The sequence below is a fragment of the Hymenobacter pini genome (assembly GCF_020421205.1).
GTDB classification, from domain to species: Bacteria; Bacteroidota; Bacteroidia; order Cytophagales; family Hymenobacteraceae; genus Hymenobacter; species Hymenobacter pini.
Genome location: NZ_JAIZZH010000007.1, coordinates 191,957 through 217,757, shown reverse-complemented (window position 1 = coordinate 217,757; position 25,801 = coordinate 191,957). Strand labels below are relative to the sequence as shown.

Genomic DNA, 25,801 nt, shown 5'->3' with positions numbered 1-25,801 from the left:
TGTGTTACTCTTTTACTAAGCGCTTGGTGAAAGTCTGGTCATAGCCGCGCACCTGAATGAGGTAGCTGCCGACGGGTAGTTCCGTTACCTGTAGGGCTTGAGTGCTGCCGCCTTGCTGGGCGGTCGAGCGCACCACGCGGCCGGCCATATCGGTGATGGTGACCTGATAGGAGCCGGGGCTGAGCGTGCTCAGGTCGAGGCGGGCATCCTGCTGGCCGGAGGTCGGGTTGGGGTACACCTGCACGGCAGCGGGCAGCGACGTGGCAAAGCTCACCGTCTGCACGGCGCTGAAGGCTTCCGTGCCGTCCGTGTCCACCTGGCGCAGGCGGTAGTACACCACCCGGCCCTGGGCTTTAGCCGCTACTCGGGCATCAATGGCCGTGTAGGGCGTGGCCGAGGCTTTGGTGCCCTGGCCTTTCACCTGCTCGATGGCCGAAAACTGCTGGCCGTCGAAGCTGCGCTCCACCACGAAGTAGTCGTTGTTGACTTCCTGGGCCGTGGTCCAGGCCAGCTTGGCGTCCTGCCCAGCGGCCTGCGCCGTGAAGCTCACCAGCGTTACCGGCAGCGGATTGGCACCAACCGGCACGTTCACCGTTTGGGTGGTAACCCCACCGTAGATGTCCGTGGTAGTAATGCTCACTGAGTAAGTACCCTGTTTCAGCAACAAGCGGTTCAGTACGTACACCTGGCCGGTAGTCGGGTTCAGGGCCAGGCCCACGGCGCTCAGCTTGTTCTGGTCGGCCGTAGAGAGAGTAGCGTTGGTGCCGGAAGTGGGCAGACCGTTGGAGGCATTGGTTACCAAAGCACCGGTGGTGGCATCGTACACAGCGCCCGTGTTGCTGTACACGGCCCCATTGGGGTCCACCACGTAGGCCAGTACGTCGTTGTTCTGGTACCGGGTAGCTCCACCTTTAGCGGGCGTGGTGGCGTAGGTCGAGTTGTTGTCCGAAGCTACCGGCAGCGTATACACTGCCGTGTTGTTCGAGGCCAGGTTGTTGTTGTCGAGGGCCGTGTAAGAGAAGAAAGCATTGCCAACAAAGCCATTCACGGGCATGAACGACAGCTTGCCCGCATCAGCCAGCAGCACAACCTGGTTTTCGGTGGCGGCTACTCCGTTCACGTACAGCGTACCCTGTGTATTCGTGTTGGGTAAGTTGCTAATGGTAAACGACTTGATAGTACCATCGGCATCCGTGGCGGCCAGCGCAGAAATGGGCTGGGCTACGGCGGCGTTGGTGGCATCGGGGGCGGTGATGCTGTTCACCACGTTGCGGGCTACCGGGGCTTGGTTGGCAATGTTGGTCGTGTACGTATCCCGGTTGTTACCAGTAACCGTTTCAGTGGTGCTGGTGCTCACGTTGGCCGTCAGCGTATACGAGGCCGTGGGGAAGGGGAAGCTGATGGTATTGGTCACTGCCTGGCCTGTACCTGAGTTGAGGGTCGTAATAGCCGGGAAGGTTACCTGCCCAGTGCCACTGTCGTAAGAGCCGCCACCCGATACGGTCACGCCCGTCAGATTCGCGGGCAGCTGCACGGTTTGCTGCACGTTGCTGGCCGGCGAGGTGCCGTTGTTGCGGGTAATTACCGTGTACGATACCGTATTGCCGGCCGTGGTAGTGTTTACCCCGTTGATAATCGTCTGCACATCGGCCAGGGCGGTTACGTTCACACTGGTCTGGCTGATGTTGTTGGCCGGCACGTTATCCGATACATCCGAGGATACGCTGGCTACAGCCAGTACCGGACCCGCTGCCGGAGCATTCACGTTGAACGTGTACGTGGTAGAGGCACCGCTGGCCAGGGAGATATTAGCCGAAGCAGCTGCTCCCAGTACAATGCCCGTATTGCTGTTGTAAGAAGAGCCCGTGGTGCTGGTGAAGCCCGTGAGGTTACCGGGCAGCGCAATGCGGGTGCGCATATCGGTGGCCGTAGCCGTGCCGTTGTTGGTTACCGTTACGGTGTACGTAATGGGCGAGCCCGCCGCGTACGTGGTGGCGTTGGCGCTGATGGTCACTGCCAGGTCACTGATAGAGGTAGTGGGCTGGTTTACAGTAATGCTCGACAGGGCCACGTTGTTGCTCAGGTCCAGGTCGTTGGTGGCGTTGGATACGTTGGCCGTTGCCACTACCGCTAGGCGCTTGGCATCCGGCGCCACAAAGCTGATGGTGTTGGTACTGGTGCCATCGTTGCCAGCAGCTACATCGGTGCGCGTGGGGAATGTTACTACCCCGGTGGCCGCGTCGTACGAACCACCGCCCGATACTGTCACGCCCGTCAGGCCAGTCGGAAGCTGTACGGTAGTGGTTACCGAAGCTGCGGGCGACTCGCCGTTGTTTACCGTGGTTACGGAGTAGACAACCGGCATGCCTGTCACGATGGGGCTGGCCGGTGCTGCCAGGTATACCTGCACATCCGAAGAACGTTGGCCGGTAGTGGTTACCGAAGCTGTGTTGTTAGTTAGAGTGCTTTCCGGGGTACCGGTAGCAACCGAGGAGGTAGCCGTAATCTGCGTTTCAGTGGGCATGTAGAAGCTCACCGTGTTCTGCAGTTGTTGACCAGCCTCCACGGTACCCAGGCTGAAGGTTACTTCACCCGTGGCATTGTTGTAAGTGCCGCCACCGGAGATGGTCACGTTGCTGGCGCCCAGGTAAGCGGGGATACGCACTACCTGCGTGGTGCCGGCAGCAGCAGCTGGGCCGTTGTTGGTAGCCGTCACATTGTAAGTTACCAGTTGGTTGGCCGTGGCACTGCTGGGGCCCGCAATGGTAGTTACCAGGTCGGTGCGAGGCGTTACGGTTACCGAAACTTCCGTCTGGTTATTGCCTGGTACCGGATCAATAGTGGTGCCGGCAATAGAAGAAGTAGCCAGTACGGTACCAGCCACCGGAGCCGTTACGTTGAAGGTGAAGCTGCTGGAGAAGCCGCTTACCATTGTAGCCGTTACGGCCGAGGGCGTAATCTCACCCGTAGTGGAGTTATACGAGTAGCCCGTGGGCAGACCCGTAACCGTTAGGCCAGGTGCCAGCAGAATGCGCAGGCTGGTGTTGGTAGCCGTGGCCGGACCGTTGTTGCCGAAGTTCACCGTGTAGGTATACACGTCGCCAGGGGCAGGAGCTGAGGTAGAAGCCGTAATGGTCGAGAACAGGTTGGCCTGGTTGGTCGTGGTGGCGGCGCTAACCGTCAGCGAAGCCGTAGCTTGGTTGTTGTTCGTGGGCGATTCATTGCCCGCGCCCGAGATGCTGGCAACCAGCGAAATAGGCGTAGCACTGGCGGCCGGAGCCACGAAGCTAATCACGTGGTTTACGTTCTGGCCGCTGGGCAGCGTCGCCAGCGTCGGGAACGTCACAATACCGTTGGCAGCGTCGTAGGTACCGTTGTTCGATACGTACACGTTGGTCAGGTTTTTCGGCAGCGTAACGGTCTGCGCCACGGTGCTGGCCAGGCCAGTGCCGAGGTTCAACGACGAGACACTAAAGGTTACCGGCTGACCCGCTACTACCGTGGCCGGGCCGCTGATGCGGGTGGTCAGGTCGTAGGTAGGCGTCACGTTCACCGAAACCGAGTTCAGGTTGTTGGTCAACACAGTTTCGTTGCTGGTAGTCGTAACCTGAGCGGTACCCACTACCGGGCCGCTGGCCGGTGCTGCAAATGCAATAGTGTATGAGTTGGAAGCACCAGCCGTCAGGGTACCGTTGCTGAGCAGCGTTACCACGCCGGTGGAGTTGTTGTAAGAACCTCCGCCAGAAACAGTAACCGTGCCCAGGCCAGCCGGCAACTGCACCGTTTGGTTTACGCCGGTAGCCGTAGTAAAGCCGGCCGCGCCGGAGTTGGCCGTTACCACCGTCAGCGTAACCTGCTGCCCGGCCGTAACCGTGCTGGCGTTGGCGCTGATGGTCGTCGATACGTCGGCCAGGGAGCGAACCGTCACGGCAATGTCAGCCTGGTTGGATACCGCGCCCGAGGTGCCGTTGATGGTGTAGGGAATAACGGCAGTGCCAGTGAAGCCGTTCACGGGCGTGAAGGTTACCAGGCCAGCGTTATCCACCGTGAAAGTGCCCTGGCCGGCTACCGTTCTGGTCGTCTGAATGCCGGGCGTATTCGGGTCGAGGTCAACCGTGGCAACGTCTTTCGCGCCCGTATCGTTGGTGGTCACGTTGAACGATACGGCCGTATTCGGAGCCGTGAAATTCTGGTCGTTCACAGCAACTGGCGACACGCCTACCGGAATGGTATAGGTAGCCGTGTTGGATACCGTGCCGCTGTTATCAGTGGCCGAGTACGTGAAGCTGGCCGAAGTAGCGCCCACAGCCGGGTCGAAGCGCAGGCTGCCGGCGTTGGCGGCCGTAATTACCTGGCCAGCCGTAACAGCCGTGAGCGTAGAGCCGTTGGCCAAGTACAGAATACCTGAGGAGGCAGTCGGTAGCGTCAGAATCGTGTAGCTGTCTATCTGCCCGTCGGGGTCGGAGGCGCTCAGGGCCGCAATGGCCGTAGGCCCGTTACTGTCCGGCATCGTCGGCGAGTTGGTAACGTTGCTGGCTACCGGCGGCTGCGAGGCGCTGGCACACAGCACCGAGCTGGGAATAACTTGACGGGCTACGTTGGCATTATTGCTAGCATATTCCAGTCGCAGCACGTTTTCACCAAAGTTCTCGCCGTATATCACCAGCAGGTTGTGCACGCCAGCTGAGAGCGTCAGGGTAACCGTTTTTTCCTGTGCCACGTGCTGCCCGCTGTTGTTAATAGAAGCATTGGCAATGGTGGGAGCCAGTGCAGCACCATCCAGCCACAGGTAGGCAGCGTCGTCAGAAGTCAAGTAAAACGTATAGGAACCGGCCGTGGCAAGGTTGAGGCTGCCGCGGTAGCGTGCCGTGTAGGTATCGGGGTTGCTGGGCGTACCGGCAGCCGTGGGGGTGAGGTTACCCCAACTTGCCGTTGAAGGGTAGTTCAGCGTAGCATCGTACCGGGCCAGACCGGCCGTTTTGCCATTCAGGAAAGTCAGGTCGTCGTTGAAATAGCCATTAAAGTACTCGCCGTACAGGCCGCTGCTGCGGGTGGGACCATACTGGGAACCGGCGCAGCCGTTGGCGGGCAGCGTTACCGTAGTAGCCACGTTGGCATTGGCTTGGCTGCCGTCGTTGTTGGCAGTGGCGGGGTCCGTGGTAGTGGAGGTGCTGCTGGCTTTACCCGTAATGGTAGTGTTGTAGTTGGGCGCCGTGAACACAATACGGTAGGGTGTAGAGGCCCCGCTGGCCAGCGACGACGTGGTGGGGAAGGTTACCACCCCCGTATTGTTGTCGTAGCTGCCCCCATCGGGCAGGTTGGCGGCCACCAGATTTAGGCCGGCCGGCAGCTGCACGGTAGGCACTACCGAAAGCGCTGGCGAAGGCCCGTTGTTGGTTACCTGCGCGGTGTAGGTGATGGAAGCTCCCGGTGCTACGTTCGTCTGCGTAGTGCTCAGGGTGGTTACCACATCCGCAATGGTGCTAATGGCCGTGGATACCGACGAGGTGTTGTTACCCGTGAGGCCAGGGGAAGCACCTTCCGAAGTAGTAGTGGAAGTGTTCGACTGCGCCACTACCGGACCCGTGCCGGGAGCCGTGTACGTGATGGTGAAGCTGCTGCTGGAGCCCGCCGCCAATGGTGTGCCGGTGTACGTGATGGTGTAGCCAGTGGCGGCAGTACCACTAACGGAGCCACCCGAAGCTACTACGTTGGTCAGGCCTGCAGGCAGGGTTACGGTGCGCGTAGCGCCGGCCGCTGCCTGGCCCCCGTTGTTAGCGAAGGTTACGTTCAGGGAAACCGTGGAGCCGGCATTGGCTGTGGCCGGTCCGGTGATAACCGTAGCCACATCAGCAATACAGTTGATGCCAGCAGTACTGTTGGCAATACTGTTGCTGATAGCTTGGTTGCCAATACCTGTTTTGCCTGGCTCAGCGCCGAAAGCATTGGCGCCAACCGTCGTACCGTTGAGACCTGCTGTTGTAGTAGCAGTACCGGCTGCTGCGTTGGTAAAAATTACCCCGCCGCCGCCGCCGCCGCCCGGGCCGTGTGGGTCACCAGCACCAGTATTAGTGCCACCATTACCACCTTTAGCGCTTAGCGTAAGGCCGCTCAAGCCACTGGTCACGTTAGCAGTCACTACGATAGAGCCACCGGCACCACCGCCGCCGCTGCCGTCCCGGTCAACGGTGTTGTTGGCGTTGGCCCCATCGGCTAGAATGTTACCCGAGCCGGCAACTGAGCCCGTGCGTACCAGCACAATACCACCCCCGGCCGCGCCGCTGCTGGCAAAGCCGTTGGCTGGGGTGCCCGTACCATCGTTCGTGGAACCGGCACCGCCGCCGCCACCCAGTACTACCCGGCTGCTGGAAGCTGCGGGGAAAGCTGCCCCTGGCTCACCACCAATAGCGGCGTTAGAGGCCCAGGCGTTGCCACCCCGGCCACCGGCACCGCCGTTGGCACCACCACCACCACCAGAGTTTTGGTTGTTGTTTACCGGGTCACCATCCGTACCACCACCGCCGGCGTTGCCGGGGGCACCCCGCCCAGCACTGCCGTTAGGGTAGGCATCATTCGTATCGAGCAAGTTGCCAGCGTTGTTGACGTAGCGCGGAGTACCGGCTGTACCTTCACCCTTCACACCATTCGCGTTTAGCGTTGCTGCCGCCCGGTAGTCAGTGTTAGTAAGGGTAGTCGGGTTGGTTTTATCACCGCCCAATTGCCGGCCGGCACCACCGCGGAAGCCGGCACCCGAAGCATCAATCGTAAAGCCTGCCAGGTTTAATTGGCCCGCTACGTCCAATGCCATAATACCGCCGGTAGTGCCGTCCCAGGCTTTGGGTGCAATATTGCCGCCGAGCGTGAGGTTCAGATACTGCGGCACCCGAATTACCTGGAAGGACCGACGGCCCTGGGTAGTAGTAGACGCTGCCGTTTGGTACGAGTTCTTCAGCGCCGAAACCTGCAACGTACCACCCGCAGTAGCCGTGATGTTATTGCCCGCTACTACGTACTCATACTGACCCGCCGTGAAGTTGGACGTAACAATGTTGCCGTTCGACGGTGAGCCCGACGTGCCAGAACCATATGCAGGGGTGTTAGTCGAGTTGATATCGGCACCCTGCATCTGGATAACGAGCAACAGGTCGCCAGTAGCAATATTAGTGGCCGCGCCGGTAGCCACCCCTACGGTAATAGCAGTAGCGCCGGTATTTACCGTTTGGGCAGGAGCTGGGTAGTACGCAACCGGGTTGGTGGTAATAGTAGCCGAGCCGTCGCGGCCGGCAGTGGCGCACGGACCGGCGGTGCCAGCGGCACCAGTAGGCACTGCCGTATTCACGGAGGCCGTGTTGTTGCTGGTTACCACATCCTCAATGGTAGTGGTGAAACCAGAAGTAGCCGTCACCCCGCTGTTCGGCATGGTGAAGGAGATGGTGCTGGTAGAGGAGCTGTTCGCCGCCAAGTTGGTGACGGCGGCCAGCGTGAGTACGCCTGTGGAGGAGTTGTACGAGCCGCCCGTTACCCCCGACAGGCCAACCGGCAACTGTACGGTGGGCGTAATAGTAGCCGGTACGTCGGCACCGTTGTTGGTGGTGGTAACCGTGTAGCTAACGGTGCTGCCAGCCGTGGCCGTAGCCGGACCCGTAATGTTGGTGGCTACATCTGCCCGGGAGCACCAGGAGAAAGAAGAAAAGGTAACGAACTGGCTACCTGGGTCGGCAAAGGTGTTCTGGATGTTTTTATAGGTCAGAACCAGTCTGCTAATGGCTTCCGGAAATGTCACCAGCACGTCGCCGGCCGAGGAATTATTGCTGGCGGTACCGGTAATGATGTTGTTCCCGCTGTATACGTTGGTATTGTTAGACGCTGCTTTTACGTCAGTTGAAGCCAGGAATATAGTAGAACCGTCAGGGCGTATACCGGCCACGGTAAGCTCGTCCGTCCAAGTGGCAGCTGCGTCATTGTTTGCTACCTGCTTATCGATGTCATGCACTACAAACGAAAAGCCTGATACAGAGCGGTCAAAGTTGAATGTCACGCTGGAGGTAGCAGCATTGGTAGAAGTGTAATCCGCTACCCAAGTCAGGCCAATTGCTGACTGTGCATCACGTATGGAAAAAGAGGTAGTACCGGCGGGAGCACTGTAGCCGCTGGATGTAACCGTAGTGCCTTGAACTGTCACCGAGCGGCTGGTGGTCCAGTCCTCGTTCAGCGTCCGGCTGAAGAAATTCAGCGGCGAATTTTGGGTGCACGACTGGTTACTGACCGGAATGGCGTAGTTAACCGTCGCGGACGTTTCATTCGCGTTGTCCCGGGCCGAATACGTGAAGTTAGCCAGCCCGAAATAGCCGGCGGCCGGGTCAAACGTGAGGTTGCCGATGTTGGCCGCCGGAATTACCTGGTTAGCGGTAACAGCAGTGCCGCTCAGCTCCAGTATGCCGGAAGCTGCGGGCGGTAAAGTATTGATGATATAGCTGGCAATGGTGTTACCATCAGCATCGGTAGCCGAAAACGACCGGCCCAGCGCAGTTCGCCCAAAGCTATTGAGCATAATCTGGCTAGTTTCGGTACGCGCTACCGGAATGGTTAAGGGGCGACTGGCTGTGGAAGTGCCAGACGGGAAGGAGAGCGGCGCAATTTCAACCTTTGCCCACCACTCAGAGCTTCCAGGACGCACAAGCTGAGCCCAGCCAGCGGAACCGCCTAGTCCAACCCAGGCTAGCAGTAAAGCCGCTAATCGTAAGCGTGTTTTCATCGGGAATATGTAAGGTGAATACAGAAAGCGCAGTGGGGTGAAGAAGAGCGAGTTACTGCTGGCACAAAAGTATAGTGGGCTCAAAACCACATGATCCGTTCTCGCCAAACAGTGCTTTTTCGGCGGTGAACCGTCTGCTTTAAATAGTGAGCACCCGTTTGCAGTAGCCTAACTGTAGTCTGCCCAGCTACCCCGCGGCGAGTTGATTTCCTCACGTAATGCAATTCGTCGCCAGATTTCTCCAAGGATTACCAAACTGTAATATTTTCCACGGTGCTGACTGGGTGAGGTAGACGCTAGGTGTATTCTGACGCAAAAAGCCCGGCTACCACGCGCTGGTAACCGGGCTCAAGCGGCCTAACAGAGGTGGCCAGGGAGTTAGTCGGCTTTGGTGAACGGACGGTTAATCACTTGCCCGTTGCCTTCCAGCTTGACGATGTAGCTGCCTTTGGGCAGGCCTACGGTATTTAGGGCTTGTTGCGTGGCACCAGTGCTGCGCAGTGTGCGTACCTGGCGGCCGGCCATATCCAGAATGGTGATGGTGTAGCTGCCCGCTGGCACTCCCGACAAATCCAGGAAGGTTTCGGTTTGGTCGGTGGCGGGGTTGGGATACACCGCAACCTCTGCCTTCGGCATAGCCGTGAAGCTCACCGTTTGCACGGCGCTGAGGCTGCTGGTGCCTTCCACATCCACTTGGCGTAGACGGTAGTACACGGTGCCTGTCACTTTGCGGCCAATTCCCTGGTCGGTGAAGCTGTAGGGCGTGGCCGTGGAGCTGGTGCCTTGGCCTTTCTTCTCGCCGATGGCCTCGAACTGCTGGCCGTTCAGGCTCCGCTCTACCACGAAGTGACTGTTGTTGAGCTCCTGCGCGGTGCTCCAGTTAAGCTGAGCATCGAGGCCAACGGCTTTGGCCGTGAAGCTAACCAGCGTAACGGGCAGCGGCGCCACCCCAATGGTGAAGATTACCGGTTGGGTATTTGTGCCGCCGTACACATCCACGGTAGTTACCTGAATGGTATACGTGCCAGCCTTCAGCTTCGAGCGGTCCTGCACCGAAATCAGACCCGTAGTGGGGTTGAGCTGCAGGCCCAGCGAGGTAAGCTGAGTGGTGCCCGCCGTGTTGGTGGAGGCCGCCGTGAGGCCATTGGCCGTAACGGCCCCCGCCGAGCTATATTTGCCCCCGTTCACATCGAACACCGTGGCAATGGGGTCGTTGTTCTGGTATGAGGTAGCTACCGTGCCGCCTTTCACGGGCGAGTTGGTATACACCGAATTTACATCCTGGCTCACCGGAATGGTATACAGCGCGGCCGTAGAGGTGGCATTGCCATCATCGGTGGTCGTGTAGGTGAAGAACACGTTGCCCACAAATCCGGCTGCTGGGTCGAAGGTGAGCAGGGCTGCATCGGCGGCCGGAATGTTCTGCCCCACGGTTATTGGGTTGCCCTGATAGTACAGCACACCCTGGCCGGCTGGTGGCAGGCTGGTGATGGTGAAGGAGGCAATGGTACCATCAGCATCACGGCCGCGCAGGGCCGACAGGGCAATGGGACCGGCCGTGTTGCCAATGGGGGCAACCTGGGCGCTAACCACCGCAATGGCGGTGGGTGGCTGGTTAGCCATGGCCGTGTTCTGCACGGAGCTGTTGTTGCCGGTATTGGTTTCGGCGGTGGTTGTCGATACCTGTGCCGTGGCCGTGAAGGCCGTCGTGGGGGCGGTAAAGCTGATGGTATTGGTAATCTGGTTGGCCGAACCCGGCTGCAGCGCACTGATCGTCGGGAAAGTGACCAGGCCAGTACCGCTGTTGTAAGAGCCCCCACCCGATACCGTTACGCCCGTCAGGCCCGTGGGCAGCTGCACTGTTTGCTGGACGCCGGCTGCGGCTGACGGACCGTTGTTCTGCGTTACCACCGTGTAGGTGGCCGACGCGCCGTGGCTGATGCTAGCCGGACCGGCTACGGTAGTTACCACATCGGCTTGCGGCGTCACCGTCACGTCTACCGAGGCCGAATTGTTGGCCGTGTTGGTTTCGCTCTGGTTGGCGCTGGTGAAGGCCAGGGCCGTGAATGATCCGCTGGCGGGGGCATTCACGGTAATAATGTACGATGCCGCGCCGCCCGCGGCCAGCGAAGTGCTAACCGGCAGCGTTACCACGCCGGTAGTGCTGTTGTAAGTAGCGCCGTTGGGCAATACCACTCCCGTGAGGCCGGCTGGTAAGTACACTACCGGCTGCACGTTGGTGGCGGCGGTGGCGCTGCCCGCGCTGTTGGTAGCCGTTACGGTGAAGGTAACCGGCTGGCCAGGGGTGCGGGTGGTGGTATTAGCCGAAATGGTAGTCACCACATCCACCGTTTGGGCAGTGGGCGAGGCAACCGTAGTGGTAGCCGTGGCGGAGTTGTTGGTTACCACTTCCTCGTTGTCGGCCGCCGTGTTGGCCGTTGCAATCAGCTGGCCGGTAGCTGGCGCCACAAAGCTGATGGTGTTAGTAACGGAGCCAGCCGGCTGCGAGGCAATGGCAGGGAACGTCACCAGACCGGTAGTGCTGTTGTACGTGCCACCGCCCGATACCGTCACGCCCGTCAGGCCCGTGGGCAACTGCACCGTCGTCACGGAGTTCACCGCCGCCGAAGTGCCGTTGTTGGTCGTGGTAACCGAGTATACCACCGGGTTACCAGCTACTACCGTTGCCGGGCCCGTCAGGCTCACGGCCAGGTCGGCCACCGATGTTACGGCGGTGCTCACCGCCGAGCGGTTGTTGATGATGGTAGCGTCCTGCGTGGTGGTGGTTACGGCCGCCACGTTGCTGAGTGGCCCGTTGGCGGGCGTGTTGTAGGTGATGGTATTGGTGACAGAAGCGCCCGGCTGCTGCGAAGCAATGGCGGGGAAGGTTACCACGCCGGTGGTGCTGTTATAAGTGCCGCCACCCGAAACCGTCACACCCGTCAGGCCGGCCGGAATTTGCACGGTTTGTACTACTCCGGCTGCCAGGGCACTGCCAGCATTGAGTGTAGTTACGGTGTATGTAACCGCCTGCCCGGCCGTGGCCGAGGTGGGCCCACTCAGCGTGGTAGCCACATCAGCCACTGGGTTCACGCGCACTTGGGTGGTCGAGAGGTTGTTGGCCGGCATGGGGTCGGTAGTACCCGAGGCTACCGAGGCCGCCGCCGTGAGCGTGCCGCTGGCCGGAGCATTTACCGTTACCGTGTAGGCGATGCTGCTGCCCGATGGCTGCGAGGCAATAGTCGGGAACGTCACTACGCCGGTAGTGCTGTTGTAGGTGCCGCCGCCCGATACCGTTACGCCCGTCAGGCCGGCGGGCAAGGATACCGAGGTAACCACGTTGGCCGCCGCATTCGGGCCGTCGTTGCCCTGCGTAATGGTGTAGGTTACCGACCCGTTCGGCGCTACCGACGTAACCGACGGCGAGATGGTGGTGAACAGGTTGGCGCTGCCCGCCGGAGCCGCCGTTACGGTGGTAGCCGCGGCCGTAGCTGAGTTATTGGCCGTATTGGCGTCGCCGGAAGTAGGCGTTACACTGGCCGTAGCCGTGAAGCCCGCAGTGGGAGCCAGGAAGCTGATAGTGTTGTTCTGGCTGGCTCCGCTGGTCAGCGTCGCAATAGCCGGGAACGTCACTACCCCGGTGCTGCTGTTGTAAGTGCCGTTGTTGCTCACGTACACGCCCGTCAGGTTAGCCGGCAGTTGCACGGTTTGTACCGCGTCCGAGGCCACCGAAGGTCCGTTGTTTTGAGTAATAACACTGAATGTAGTGAGCGTACCGGCCACCGTCGAAGTGGGACCCGTAATGCGCGTCAATAAGTCAAACACCGGCGTAATACCGATAGTAGCCGAAGCCGTGTTGTTAGCAGTCTGGCCCAACTCTACGTCCGGAGTGGCAATGCTGGCCGTGGCCGTTACGCCGCTGCCGGTAGCGGGAGCCGTGAACAGAATCCGGAAGCTGTTGGCGGCCCCGCTGGCCAGCGTCGAAAGCGTGGGGAACGTCACCAGGCCCGTAGTCGCGTCATAAGAGCCACCATCCGGCAACGATACCCCCGTCAACCCGGCCGGCAGTTGCACTTGGCGGGTTACGTTGGTAGCCGTGTTGGGTCCGTTGTTGCTGAACGTCACGTTAAACTGGCCCTGGGTGTTGGCATTGATGGGGCTGGCCGTGGTGGTAATGCTCACGGCCACATCGGCCACCGCTTGTACATCCAACGCCAGCGTAAACTGGTCGGGGCCGGTGTTGGTACCCTGGCCGGTAGTAGTGCTGGTGTTGCTTACTAGGTTGGCGGTGCCAGTGGTGGTGGGTGCCGTGAAGCTGAACTGGAACGTGTTGGTAGCCCCGGCTGCCAGCGTGGCCGCCGTGCCGAAGTCAATTACCCGGGTAGTGGAGTTGTAGGTAGCCCCATTCGGAATAACCACATTGGTAGCTCCCGCCGGCAGCGTCACCGTTTGCCCCACCGCGCTGGCGCTGCTCAGGCCCGTGTTGCTGAAAGAAGCCGTGTACGTGCCCGTGGGCTGCCCGGCCAACAGGCTGGTAGGGCCGCTTACTACCGTCGTCACGTCGGCTACCGGGTTTACCACCACCGTGCCGCTGGCTGAGTTGTTGGCCGTGTTGCCTCCTTCGCTGGCGTCGCCACTGATGATGGCCGAAGCCGTTACCGAGCCACCCGCGTTGGGAGCCGTGAAGGTGATGACGGAGTTCTGAGAAGCACCGCTAGCCAGTGAGCCCAACGTTGGGTACGTTACCAGGCCCGTAGTGGAGTTGTACGAGCCCCCGTTGGTCACATTTACACCCAATAGACCAGCTGGTAGCTGCACCTGGCGCACCACATTGTTGGAAGCATCGGGGCCATTGTTGGTGAAGGTCACGTTAAACTGCCCCTGGGTACCGGCGTTGATGGGCGTAGTCTGGGGTGTTACGGCAGTGGCCAGATCGGCCTGGGCGCAGAAGCTCAGACTATTGATACCGATAGTAGCCGTGCGGGCCGCGGTGAACAAAGTGTTGGCATTGGAAAACACAATTTCCAGCCGCCGGACCGGAGTAGTAAAGCGTACCGTAGCATTACCGTTGGGCGAACCCGCCGCTACTGCTGCCGTGCCCTGCACCGTATTGGCAGAAGTAAACGAAACTGAAGAGCCCAGGGTGAAGTTAGCCGCCGATAAAACGGCCGCTGTTCCGCCGGTAGTGGTGGTAAAACCATTGAACTGCACCGCTTCTGTAAGCTGCGTGCCGGTGTCGATATCCTGCAATGCCAGCGTGAGGTTGTCAACCGGCCGGCTGAACAACAGCGTGGCCGTAGCCGTCCGGGTTGCCGTATTGGTCGTCAGCTGCCATACCAGGCTCTGGCCTGACAAATTTCCATCCGTTCCGACGCTGAACACATCGGCAGTCGTGTTCTGGGCGTAGCTATACGTGTACGTGGTGCCACCGAGCGTTTCGGTACCGGTTTTGCGGCTGCCCGTTGCGGCAGCGGCATAATCCAGTGTGCTTACCTGGTTACAGTCGCTTACCGTCAGATTGCGAGTGGCGGTATTGTTGGCCGTAGCTCCGTTTTCGTTGCCAGGGGTACTGGTGTTGGCCGTGAGGGTGTAGGTACCCGTTGCCGAAGGCACGGTGAAGCTGAACGTGAAAGAAGTGGGGCTGCCGCTGGCTACCGAAGCCGCCGTGCCGAAGTCAATAGTGCGGGTAGCGGCATCGTAAGTAGCCCCGGTAGGAATAACCACGTTGGTAGCGCCGGCAGGCAGCGTAACCGTGCGGGTTACTTGCTGGGCGGCGTCGGGGCCGTTGTTGCCGTACTCCACCGTGTAGCTGACCGAGTTGCCCACGTTGGCTGCTACCGGTCCGGCCGTAAAGCGCGTGTACACATCCACTACCGAGCACCACGATATAGAGTTGATGCCGATAAGCTGCCCACCGGGGTCGGCAATGGGCTCGGCGTTGCGGTAGGTGAGGCGCAGGCGCACAATGGGCTGCGGAAACGTGACCACCACGTTGCTGTTAGGGCCGAAGTTGTTGGAGTTACCCTGGCCGGTTATGGTGTTGGGCGAGGAGAAGTTATTGGAGTTGTTGGGCGCCAGCGCCACATCCGAGGCCGATAGGGAAACTGTCTGCCCGCTGGCCGTGGTACCGGTCAGCTGCAGTTGGTCGCGCCACACATTGTCTACCTGGTCAATATCTGCCAGGGCAATGGAGAAGTTGTCCAGCGGCCGGCTGAAAGAGAAATCCACGAACGAGGCTGCATTGCTCGACGAAGTATAATCTGCCGTCCACGCCAGCGTTTTGCCGGGCAACGACGGGTTATTCTCCACCCGCAGGGTAGTCTGGCCGCTGGGTGCCGTGTAGTTGCTGGCCGTAATGGTCACGCCCTCTACCAGCACCGACTGGGTAGTTTGGAAATCCTGCCCTTCCGTGAGGTTAGCAAAGTTGAGGGTACTGGCCTGCCCGCAAATGGCCTTGGCTACCGGAATACCATAGCTGGCCTGACTGCCGTTGGTGCCATTGGCGTTGCGCCCCCGGTAGTTGAACACCGCCGTGCCGAAAAAGCCCGAAGTCGGGTCAAACGTGAGTTGGTTGGCCTGAGCAGCAGGTATTACTTGGTTAACAGTTACGGCTGTACCATTCAGGGCTAGTACGCCCTGCGCCGCAGTCGGCAACGACAGGATGACAAAATCAGTGGCGGCAATGCTGCCCTGCTCCACCGAAAGCGGAATGCTGAGCGGCGTAGCCGGAGCCCCGGCCGGCAGAATCTGCGACACAAGCGAAGCCGCTACCGGGGTCTGCTGAACGTTGATAGTATACGTGGCCGAAGCCGTCGACAGTTCGTTATTGCTGTTGCGGGCTCGCCACTGAAATGACGTAGTGGCCGTAGCGTTGTTGGTAGGCCGAAAAATAATCTGGTCGTATTGGGAAAGCAGCACCTCATCGGGTGCCGTGGTAATCTGCCGCAGCGCACCAGAGCCAGAGTTATAGGCGTACAACTCAATTACCGCCGGGTCCGGTACCGTAAAAAAGCGGTACGCCGTAATGGGGAAGCCACCGTTGTTGGTAACGTTCAGGTTGGCAATGTAATACGTGCTGGTTGTGCCCCCAATGGTTACTGTTTGGCTGGCTACCGTAGGCGCTGCCGTGGGCTTGCCGGCTACCGGGCCACCCACAACGGAGGTAGTAACCGGTTTGGTGTTTACAATTTCCAGGCGCTGCTGCCGGAACGATGGAGGCTGCAAGTCACTGATGCTGGGCATTACAGCCGGTAAGGTGGTGGCCGGTACTGTGCGCTGAGCCTGCACGTCGGGTGTTATCAGGCCGGCGCTAAGCAGGAGCGCCCCCCAAAGACGTAAAGCTTTCCTCATGAGTAAATAGATATGGTACAAACGCTGCTGAAACAGCCTCAACCGGCCCTTGCAGGACGGAGCACGCATACTGGTACTCGGGAGCATTTATCTGATCAGTTACCGCCCGATTCTACCTGCGCAGCTCTTCGTTTCCGACAAAAGCCAATTAATGCTGTGTGAACCTACGCAGGGACCAGGGTAATTGGTTCAATCATCTAATAATGAACCACATACATTCTAAAATTGGGAATTCGCCCCAATTTGAATCAAATTGAGAAGAGAATACAGCGCAGCGTGAGTAATCGAAATATGCTATTTTATTCACTTGAAAATCAGCTCATAGTAACACAATTGCCTGGCTGCTATTGAGCTTGATGGCTTCTTGTTTGCTGATTCACCATGACTACCGCTTCCAAAAATGAAACACAAAAAAATTGTGTCGTAATATGCTCTGTATGGAAGCAAGCTGAGCTATATCAGGCTTATTAGCATATGCTTCAATAAGCTATACAGAAGCAGTGGAACTCGTCTGAGCAGGGCATAAACAAAAGCGCCCGGCCATATGGCCGGGCGCTTTTGTTTCCTCGAAGAGTCTGTAAATGAAAGCCTAGTACACTTGGTTGCGGCCGCTCTGATTCACCAATTGCTGCACTTCGTGGTTGAAGCCGGCTTCCTGGCGCAGATCCTCCAGCGGAATGTGGAAACGGTACTTCCAGAAGTGCGTGGGGTTGGCCGGCACGTTAATCTGCTCGGCCAAGGGGTCCTGACGGCGCAGGCGGGCGTCCATAGCCAGCAAATCCTGCAGCGGGAAAATGGCCCACATAGCTGGGGAATACAGATGTTGCACGGTTATTTCGCGGGCTACCCACGGTTCACAGTACTGCGGAGCCTGCTCACCCCAATGGCCCAGAATGGTTTCGAAGAACTTCTGGGTTTTCTCCCGGTCTTCCTCCCACCAGCCGCGCACGGTGCTCATATCGTGCGAGCCGGGGCTTACCACGCTCAGGTATGGGGCCGCATTGGGGTGCCCGAACTCTACATTCGGGTCGGAGGGCATGCGCTGAATGTTGAGGCCCAGGATGCCCAAGGCCTTCATCACGCCCGGCACCGACTCGGGCACCATGCCCAGGTCCTCGCCGCAGATGAGCATATCGGTGGCCCAGCGAACGGCGGGCAGCTTAACAAGCCCCTGGCGACGCCAGAAATCCTCGTGGCGGCGGAAGAAGAAGTCGATGTACACCTCGTGCATGCGGGGGCGGGTCTGCTCGTCCAGCTCTTTGAAAGAGCGGCTCAGGTACACCGTAATGCGGGGGTGGTAGAAATCGGGCTGCTGGTCGTCGGGCACGAACAGCACCTCGTTGGCCAGCTTATACAGGCCGGTACGCAGCCAGGTATAGTGCTCGGTGTTGGCGGGGTCCTGCTGGATTTTCTCGGCAAACACGGCCTCCATCTGGCGCTGGGTGCGCACGTGCTCCTTCAGGCGGATAGCGCCGTGGCCGGCGTCTTCCATGAACTCATCGAACACGCTCTGGGCCTGGCCGTGGAAGATTTCTTGCAGAGTGTGCCAGCGGATATACGGCTCACACATGCGGCCGTAATCAAACCAGCCCACGCGCTGCTCAATTTCGTGGCGGTGCAGGGGCAGGGCGGGCGAGAAGTGCCCGAGCAACCCTTCTACCGAGTGCCCCGGAATTTCCCAGATGCGGAAAAAGCCCAGAATATGGTCGATGCGCAGGGCATCGAAATAGCGGGCCAGGTGGCCCATGCGCTGCTGCCACCACTGGTAGCCATCCTCGGCCATCCGCTCCCAGTTATAGGTAGGGAAACGCCAGTTCTGGCCCGTCACCGAGAAATCGTCGGGCGGGGCACCGGCCTGCTGGTGCATGTGGTACAGCTCGGGCTGCGTCCAGGCGTCCACTGAGTGGCGGTAGATGCCGATGGGCAGGTCGCCCTTCACTACCACGCCGTGCTGGCGGGCGTAGTCCACGGCGTCCAGCAGCTGCCGGTCAAGGTGGAACTGCGTGAACAGATGCACGCCAAACTCGTCGAACTCAGGGTTGTCCTCGCGCACCAGCTCCGCAGCCACGGCCGGTGAGCGGAACTCCTCGGGCCACTGCGTGAAGTCGGCCGTACCAAACCGGTCGCGCAGGCCGCAGAAGGCCGCGTAGGGCAGCAGCCAGGATTTCTGCTCGTCGCGGAACAGCTGGTACATCGGGTCGGCCAGCAAGGCCGTCTTCTCCTGCTGGTAGAGCTGTTTGATGAACTTCCACTTGGCGTTCATCACCGGCTCGTAATCCACAAAGTCCTTGGCGTTGAACTCCTCGCGCAGGCGGGCCAGCTCCTCGCGGGCGGCTTCGTCCTGCAACTCGGCTACGGCATCAAGGTTCAGATACTGCGGGTGCAGGGCAAACACCGAAATGGCGGCGTAGGGGTAGCTATCCACCCAGGTGTGGGTGGCTACCGTATCATTGATGGGCAGCACCTGCACCAGCTTGAGGCCGGTAGCCACGGCCCAATCCACCAAAAGCTTGATGTCGGGGAACTCGCCCACGCCCAGGCCCTGGCGGCTGCGCAGGGCAAACACCGGCAGCGCTACGCCCGCCCCGCGCCAGTTGCCGGTAGGGTACCGGAACTGGTCGTCGGCCTTCACGCGCAGGGTGCGCTTATCCTGAGAGGCCGTAATCAGGCGGTCCTCACCAGCTTCCAACTGCAGAATCTGCTTGGCGCGTGGGTCCCAGATACCGTATTTATATTGAGCAGTGCGCTCGGGGTTCTCCAGGGCTACATCGGTAGTCCACGTGGGGTAATCAGCATCCGAGAGAAGTACCGCCTTCTTAGCGTCCCAGGCGCCCAGGGCCGGGTCGGAGCCCAGTACGCAGAACTGATGGTCAGAATCTACGCGTGGAGCCGAGAGCTGAAAGCGCACCACCGAACTGGCCAGCCGGGCCGGTTTAGCGGCTGGGGTGGTAGTGGCGGTGCGGCGCATCAGCGCCTTGGTAAAAGCGGCAGTGTGCAACTCGTTTTCGGGCAGGGCCGGGGCTCGCCAGTAGTCTTCCAGTACAATGCGGGTAAACTGGCCGGCATCGTAGCCGATGGTCCGGTTGGGGCCCCATTCCCAATGCTTGCCCCCATCCCGCTCGTCCAGCAGCACATACTTGTACTCCACAGTGCCCAGCTGATCATCGGGTAGGCTGATTTCCTGGGCCCAGAGGCCGGAATCGGGGTGGTAGTGGAGGTTCAGGGCCTGGTCGAGGTTCCACTGGCCCAGGCTGGGCAAAGAACCGCATACTACCAGGCGCTGGCCCCAGGCCGTGCGGAAGGGTAGCGTAAAGCGAAGAATCATCGGGTGCTGACGAGTAAAAATTGGGGCTCGAAGATAACTCTTAATGCGCTAAAATAGCACCGGAAAACCCCTGGATTATAGATGTTCGAGCAGCTAAACAGTCCGATTTTTTGAACACTAATGCCATATTGATGAACTGTTGATGCCGAGTTGATGTGGCTGGGCACAGGCCGAAGTGAGTGCTTAATAACCAACCACTGAGGCTGCCCTATTGCCCCGTGCGCTGGTACTTTTTCTGTCGGGCCCGCAGAGCTTTGGCTCCGGCAGGATATTTAGCCACTTGGTGTAGCGTAATAACCAGGTTTTTCTCCTTTTCAGGTGCTTTCAGCTCCACTACCTGCGACTCGTGGCTGGGAAAAGCTACGAGCAACCGGGCGGGCTGGCCGGCGGGCAGCCGTAGTAGGAAAAACCCTTCGGCGTTGGCGCTGGCGGCCTGCATGGCTTTGCCCTCAACGGCCACGGTAGCGCCGGCCAGCTGATGGCCAGTGTCGCTGAACACGGCCCCGGTAAACTCTACCAGTGAGGGAGAGGTAGCGGCGGTGGTCTGGGCCACGCTGCTAAACGGCAGCAGTGCGGAAACAAGCAGCCCCGCCCGGCAGGCTAATCGGCGCAGGTTAACGGAAGAGAAGGAGAGTGCCATGGTAGGTGAGATGGTTGAAGTAGAAGAATGGAGCGGAATGGCAAAGCCGTTCGGAAAATACAATTCTTCGGTCATGCCACCACCTTGGTATACGGTTGAGCTTCGAGAATTGCTAAAAACTATTTGCCCGTGGGTGTAAAAGAACACTCCCAACCCCTGCGCGAATTTTTCCGTTTGGCACACTGAGTTTCATCTCTACGCTCTGCCTTTTGCCAGTTACTCTACGTCGTATTTTATATGGCCTGCTGGGCCTGATTGGGCTGGTGCTGCTGTTGGTGGCCGGCCTGTATGTGTATATCCAGACCCCCTCGGGCCAGGACTTTGTGGCCCGCAAGGCCGAAAGCTACCTGCGCGACAAGCTGCAGACCGAGGTACGCATCGGCAAGTTTCGGTCTGACTTCAAGCACGCCATCAGCTTTGATGGGGTGTACCTGGAAGACCAGAAAGGCGACACCTTGCTGTCGGTAGGGCACCTGGGCGTAGACCTGGGCATCTGGGATTTGCTCAATTCACAGGTGAATCTGAAGAGCCTGGAACTGAACGACGGGCGGCTGGCCATCAAGCGCACCGAGCCCGACAGCATCAGCAACTACGACTTCATCATCAAGGCCTTCGCCAGCGGCGACACCTCCACGGTAAAAACCACGGCCGCCGACACCACCGGGGCGGGCTTTAAGTACAATATCGGCGACCTGCGCCTGACCAACATCCTGCTCACCTACAACGACCAGGTGGACGGCATGAATGTGCGCACCCGGGTAGGCGAGCTGGCCGTGAGCATGGACGAAGTGGATGTGGATGGCTCCACCTATAAAGTAGACCAGGCGGCCCTGCGTAACACGGGCATCAACATCGTGCAAACCAAAGTGCCGCCGGACACCCCCCAGGATACGGCCGCCCTCAAGCTGGAATTTGGACTGAACCGGGCCCAGCTCCAGAACGTGAGCCTGAGCTACAAGAACGACCCCTCGGCCCAGTTCATCAGCACCCGAATTGGCGAGGCCGACGTGACGGCCGACAACATCGACCTGAAAAACAGCCGGGTGGCACTGAACACGCTCAAGCTTAAGAACACCACCTTCGCCTACGCCCAAAACGAAAACGTGCCGGTGGAGCAGCGCGTGGTGAACCCCGCCGAAGCCGTGCGCGACCTGAACGCCTCCGTGGAAAACGCCACCGGCCAGGAAGCCAGCTGGGTAGTCACGCTCAAGCAGTCGGATATCAGCGGGGTGGACGTGGCCTTCGATAACTTCAACGAGCCCCGGCAGCAGACGCGCATCAAGGGCATGGACTACAACCACTTGAAGTTCACGAACCTGGTGCTGAACACCGAAAACCTGCGCTACTCTGCCGACAGCACCACCGGCCGCATTACGCAGCTAGCGGGGCAGGAGCAGAGCGGCTTTGTGGTAACCCGCGCCGCCGCCGATGTGCACTACGACGACCACCGCATCCAGCTCAACAACCTCGACCTGCTCACGCCCCACAGCCACCTGCGCCGCCGCATGGGCATTGGCTACAAGAGCCTGGCCAGCATCCCCGACGACCTGCCCAACCTGCGCATGAACGGCGACCTGCGCGAGGCCCGCCTGGGCTTCCGCGACGTGCTATACATCACGCCCAGCCTGATTGACACGCCCCCGTTCAGCAGCGGGCCCAATCAGTCGTTTCTGATAAGCGGGCTGGTGAGTGGGCGGCTGGGTGATTTGCGGGTGCAGAACCTAGACTTCGTGGGCTTCCGCAACTCAATCGTGCGGGGCTCGGGCCGGATTCAGGGCCTGCCCAACACCGACGACCGGCTGATTCTGGACCTGAACCTGGGCTACGTACGCACCACCGAAAACGACCTGCGCAGCCTACTGCCTAAGGGTACGCTGCCGGAGCTGGGCATCAACCCCAACGCCCCCATGACGATGAGCGGGCAGGTGAAAGGCCGCATCAGCAACCTGGCCCTCACCAACATCAACTTCCAGGGCCTGCAGGGTACCCGCATCCGGACTACCGGTCGACTGGTAGGCCTGCCGAACACGGACCGCCGGTTGTTCGTGGATTTCAATATTAAGGAGTTCACCTCTACCGCCGCCGATATACGCGGGATTCTGCCGGCCGGCACTATTCCGGCGGGCTATAACCTGCCGCCCCGCATTTCGGCCACCGGCACGTTCCGGGGCCGGCCCACGGCGCTGGTGTTCGATACCGATTTGAAGGCCCGCACCACCTACGGCAACCTAGCCGCCAAGGTGAACGTGGGCGAGGGGCCCGTGGGCCAGGAGCCGGTGCGGGCCGTGTTCAGCACCCAGGGCCTGGACGTGGGTAAGTTTCTGAACGACCCCACCATTGGCAAGGTAACCGCCAACGGCATCCTCACCGGCCGTGGCGGCCTCGACCCCAACCAGTTGCGGGGCCAGCTGAAAGCCAACGTACAGCAGGCTACCTACAACGGCTACACCTACCGTGGCATTACTGCCAACGTGGACATTGATCGGAACCGCTACGTGGTAGAAGCCAGCAGCAAGGACGACCCCAACCTGAACCTGGACGTGCTGGCCACCATCGACCTGCGCAACGCCGCTAACCCCACCTACACTGTGGACCGCCTGAACCTGCGCGGGGCCAACCTTACCGCCCTGGGCTTCTACTCCGGCGGCGACCTGCGCGTGCAGGGCGACCTGACGGCCAACCTCAGCGGTTCGGACCTGAATACCCTGAACGGCACGTTCTCCGGCAACCGTATCGTCATTGTGAGCAACAACCAGCCGTTTGCGCTGGATTCGGTGAGCGGGCGCATTGTGCAGCGCACGGGCCGCACCGAGGTGGATTTTGCCAGCTCGGTGGCCGACGTGACCCTGCGCGGCAATACCCGCCTCGGCGACATTGCCACGGCGTTGCAGCAGCACATCGACCGGTATTTTGATTTGCCGGGCGTGCAGTTCCGGCCGGGGGGTGAGTACCGGCAGTTCTCGTTCGAGGCCAACGTGAAGCAGCCCCGCCTGATTCAGCAGCTGGTGCCCGACCTCAAGCGCCTTACGCCCTTCAAGCTCACCGGCAGCTACGACAGTCGCCAGGCCGACCTGCGCCTGAACACGGCCATCCGCCGCATTGTGTACATGGGCTATGCTATGGACTCGCTGAAGCTGGCTGTACAATCGGACCCCCAGAAGCTGGACTATGCCCTAGGCCTGCGCCAGGTAAGCCAGGATACTACTCTACAGATTCCGAACCCCAGCCTGACGGGTAGCATCCAGAATAATGAAATTGGGACTCGCCTGCGCATTGCCGAATCCGACAGCGCCGAGCGGCTAAACCTGGCCGGGGCGCTGCGGGTGCTGAACCAGGGCGAAGCCTACGTATTCCGCTTCGACCCTAAGCTGATGCTGGACCGCAAGCAGTGGGACACGCCCGCCGACAACGAGCTGCGCTACACTACCAGTACCGGGGCCATCTTCGCCCGCAACGTGAGCTTCTCGCGCAACCAGCGCCGCCTCAGCCTTGAGTCGCTCACCGGGCCTCAATTCCCGCTGCAGGTGAACATGCAGAACCTCGAAATCAACGCCCTGGGCCGGGCCGCCGGCTTCCAGGACTCCCTGATTGCGGGCACGCTGAACGGGCAGGCCGTGGCCTACAGCCTGGGCCAGCCCAAGCAGGCCTTCACGGCCAACGCTACCCTGGGCGGCTTCGCCTTTAACAAAACCCTGATTGGCGACGTGGCCGTGCAGGCTACCAACCCCACCCCCGACCGCTTCAACGTGGATGCCCGCCTCACCAACCAGCAGGGCATGGATGTGCGCGCCGTGGGCTACTACCTGGCCACCCCGCCTTCGCCCATTCAGTTTGACGTGAACGTGAACCGGCTGGACCTGAAAATCATCGAGCCCTTCTCCCTGGGCCAACTCCAGCAGATGGGCGGGGGCGTAACCGGGCAGTTGGCGGTAACGGGCACGGTAAGCCGCCCCGATATCAACGGCACGCTCACCACTACGCCTGATGCTACCTTCACGCTCAGCCAGCTGGGGGCGCCCTTCTTCCTGAAGTCGCAGGAAATTGCGTTTACCAACCAGGGCATCGGGTTCGATGACTTCGCCGTGACGGACTCGCTGGGCAGTGAAGCCCTCATCAACGGGCAGGTGCTGACTACGGATTACGTGTCGGATTTCCGCTTCAACCTGGAGGCTACTACCGACAACTTCCTGGCCGTGCAAAGCTCCCGCCGCGAGAATAACCTGTTCTGGGGCAAGCTGTTTGTGGATTCAGACTCCCGCATTACCGGCTCCCTGAACCTGCCAGTGGTACGCACCCGGGCCCGCGTGGCCGACGGCTCTAACCTGTTCGTGGGCATCCCCACCGATGACCCGGTGAAAGTGGAGCGCGACGGCATTGTGGAGTTCATCGACAAGAGCGCACCCATTGATACCATGCTGGCCCGGCAATTGGCCCTGGACACCGCCCAAACCGCCGCCGGCTACGATATTCAGGCCGTAGTAACGGTAACCGACAACACGCCTTTCACCATTGTAGTGGACGAGGCCTCCGGCGACAACCTGAAGGTGCAGGCCAACGGCACGCTCAACACGGCCATCGACCCTACCGGCACTATCACCCTCACCGGCCGCCTTGATGTGGCCAAGGGCAAGTACCAGATGTCGCTCTACGACCTGGCTTCGCGGGAATTTGATATTGCACCCGGCTCCTCCATTACCTGGAGCGGGGACCCCTACAACGGGCAGGCCAACGTAACGGCCCTCTACAACGTACGCGCCGCCCCCGCCGAGCTGATTTCGGCCCAGGGGACTACTGACGAAACCCTGAACGCCATCGGCCGCAATCCGCTGCCGTTTGTGGTGGATTTGAAAGTAACCGGCGAGCTGCTCAAGCCGGTTATCGGGTTTGATATCCGGCTGCCCGAGGAGGCCCGCTCCGATTTGCGCGGGCCCATTGAGGCTCGCCTCACCCAGCTGCGCCAGCCTTCCCAGGAAAGCGAGCTGAACAAGCAGGTATTCTCCCTGCTGGTGTTGGGCCGTTTCCTGGCCGATGACCCCTTCCGGAGCAGCAGTGGCAACCTGGTGGCCCAGCAGCTGCGTGGCTCGGCTAGCCAGGTGCTTACCCAGCAGCTCAATAACCTCACCGGCTCCTACCTCTCCAACCTGGGTGTGGAGCTGGGCGTGAACTCCTATGCCGACTTCAGCAGTGGCCAGGAGAAAACCCGCACCGACCTGAACGTGGCCGTGCGTCGCCAGCTACTCAACAACCGCCTCACCGTACGCTTGGGTACCGATGTGCCCCTGGGCGGCGGCAACCAGGCCAGCACCGGCCAGAATGGGGCCGGCGTAAGCGCCTTCGCCGGGGATGTGAGCGTGGAGTACAACGTGCTGGCCAACGGCCGCATCCGCCTGCGGGCCTTCCGCAACAACGCGTACGGCGACATTGACGGGCAGTTTGTGCGCACCGGGGCTTCGCTCATCTTCCAGCGCGACTACCAGACCCTGGCCGACCTGTTCAAGGGCATTGACGACAACGTGAAGGAAGACATCAAGCTGAACCGCCGCCAGCGTCGGCAGGAACGCCGCACCGCCCGCGACTCTTCCGCCGCCTTCCCTGCCCCACGGCCCGACTCATTACGCCAGCGCCCCGCCACCCGGCCCGATTCGGCCCGGCGCGCCAGTCGCCCGGTTTCCCGTCCCGATTCTACCCGCCGATAACCTTATTCCGGCTCCTAACAGGAGCCTACCGATTC

5 protein-coding genes are annotated in these 25,801 nt (G+C 60.4%); 1 reads left to right on the top strand and 4 read right to left on the bottom strand.

The window, feature by feature from the left end; translation table 11 throughout:
• Window positions 1–4 precede the first annotated feature (4 nt).
• From LF252_RS21815 to LF252_RS21800, 4 genes are all read right to left on the bottom strand, one after another.
• Window positions 5–8,551: a T9SS type A sorting domain-containing protein gene (locus LF252_RS21815; protein ID WP_226271714.1), complete on the bottom strand. Its 8,547-nt coding sequence runs from the start codon at window positions 8,549–8,551 to the stop codon at window positions 5–7.
• 582 nt (window positions 8,552–9,133) lie between these two features.
• Window positions 9,134–16,105: a T9SS type A sorting domain-containing protein gene (locus LF252_RS21810; protein WP_226271713.1), complete on the bottom strand. Its 6,972-nt coding sequence runs from the start codon at window positions 16,103–16,105 to the stop codon at window positions 9,134–9,136.
• A 589-nt stretch (window positions 16,106–16,694) separates the two neighbouring features.
• Window positions 16,695–19,430, bottom strand: a complete 2,736-nt coding sequence (locus LF252_RS21805; RefSeq protein ID WP_226271712.1) for a 4-alpha-glucanotransferase — start codon at window positions 19,428–19,430, stop codon at window positions 16,695–16,697.
• 208 nt (window positions 19,431–19,638) lie between these two features.
• The gene (locus LF252_RS21800) at window positions 19,639–20,070 is read right to left on the bottom strand and encodes a peptidase associated/transthyretin-like domain-containing protein (RefSeq protein WP_226271711.1); all 432 of its coding nucleotides are present in this window, start codon (window positions 20,068–20,070) and stop codon (window positions 19,639–19,641) included.
• A gap of 209 nt (window positions 20,071–20,279) precedes the next feature.
• Between LF252_RS21800 and LF252_RS21795 the strand changes: the two genes are divergently transcribed.
• The gene (locus tag LF252_RS21795) at window positions 20,280–25,766 is read left to right on the top strand and encodes a translocation/assembly module TamB domain-containing protein (RefSeq protein WP_226271710.1); all 5,487 of its coding nucleotides are present in this window, start codon (window positions 20,280–20,282) and stop codon (window positions 25,764–25,766) included.
• The last annotated feature ends 35 nt before the right edge of the window (window positions 25,767–25,801 follow it).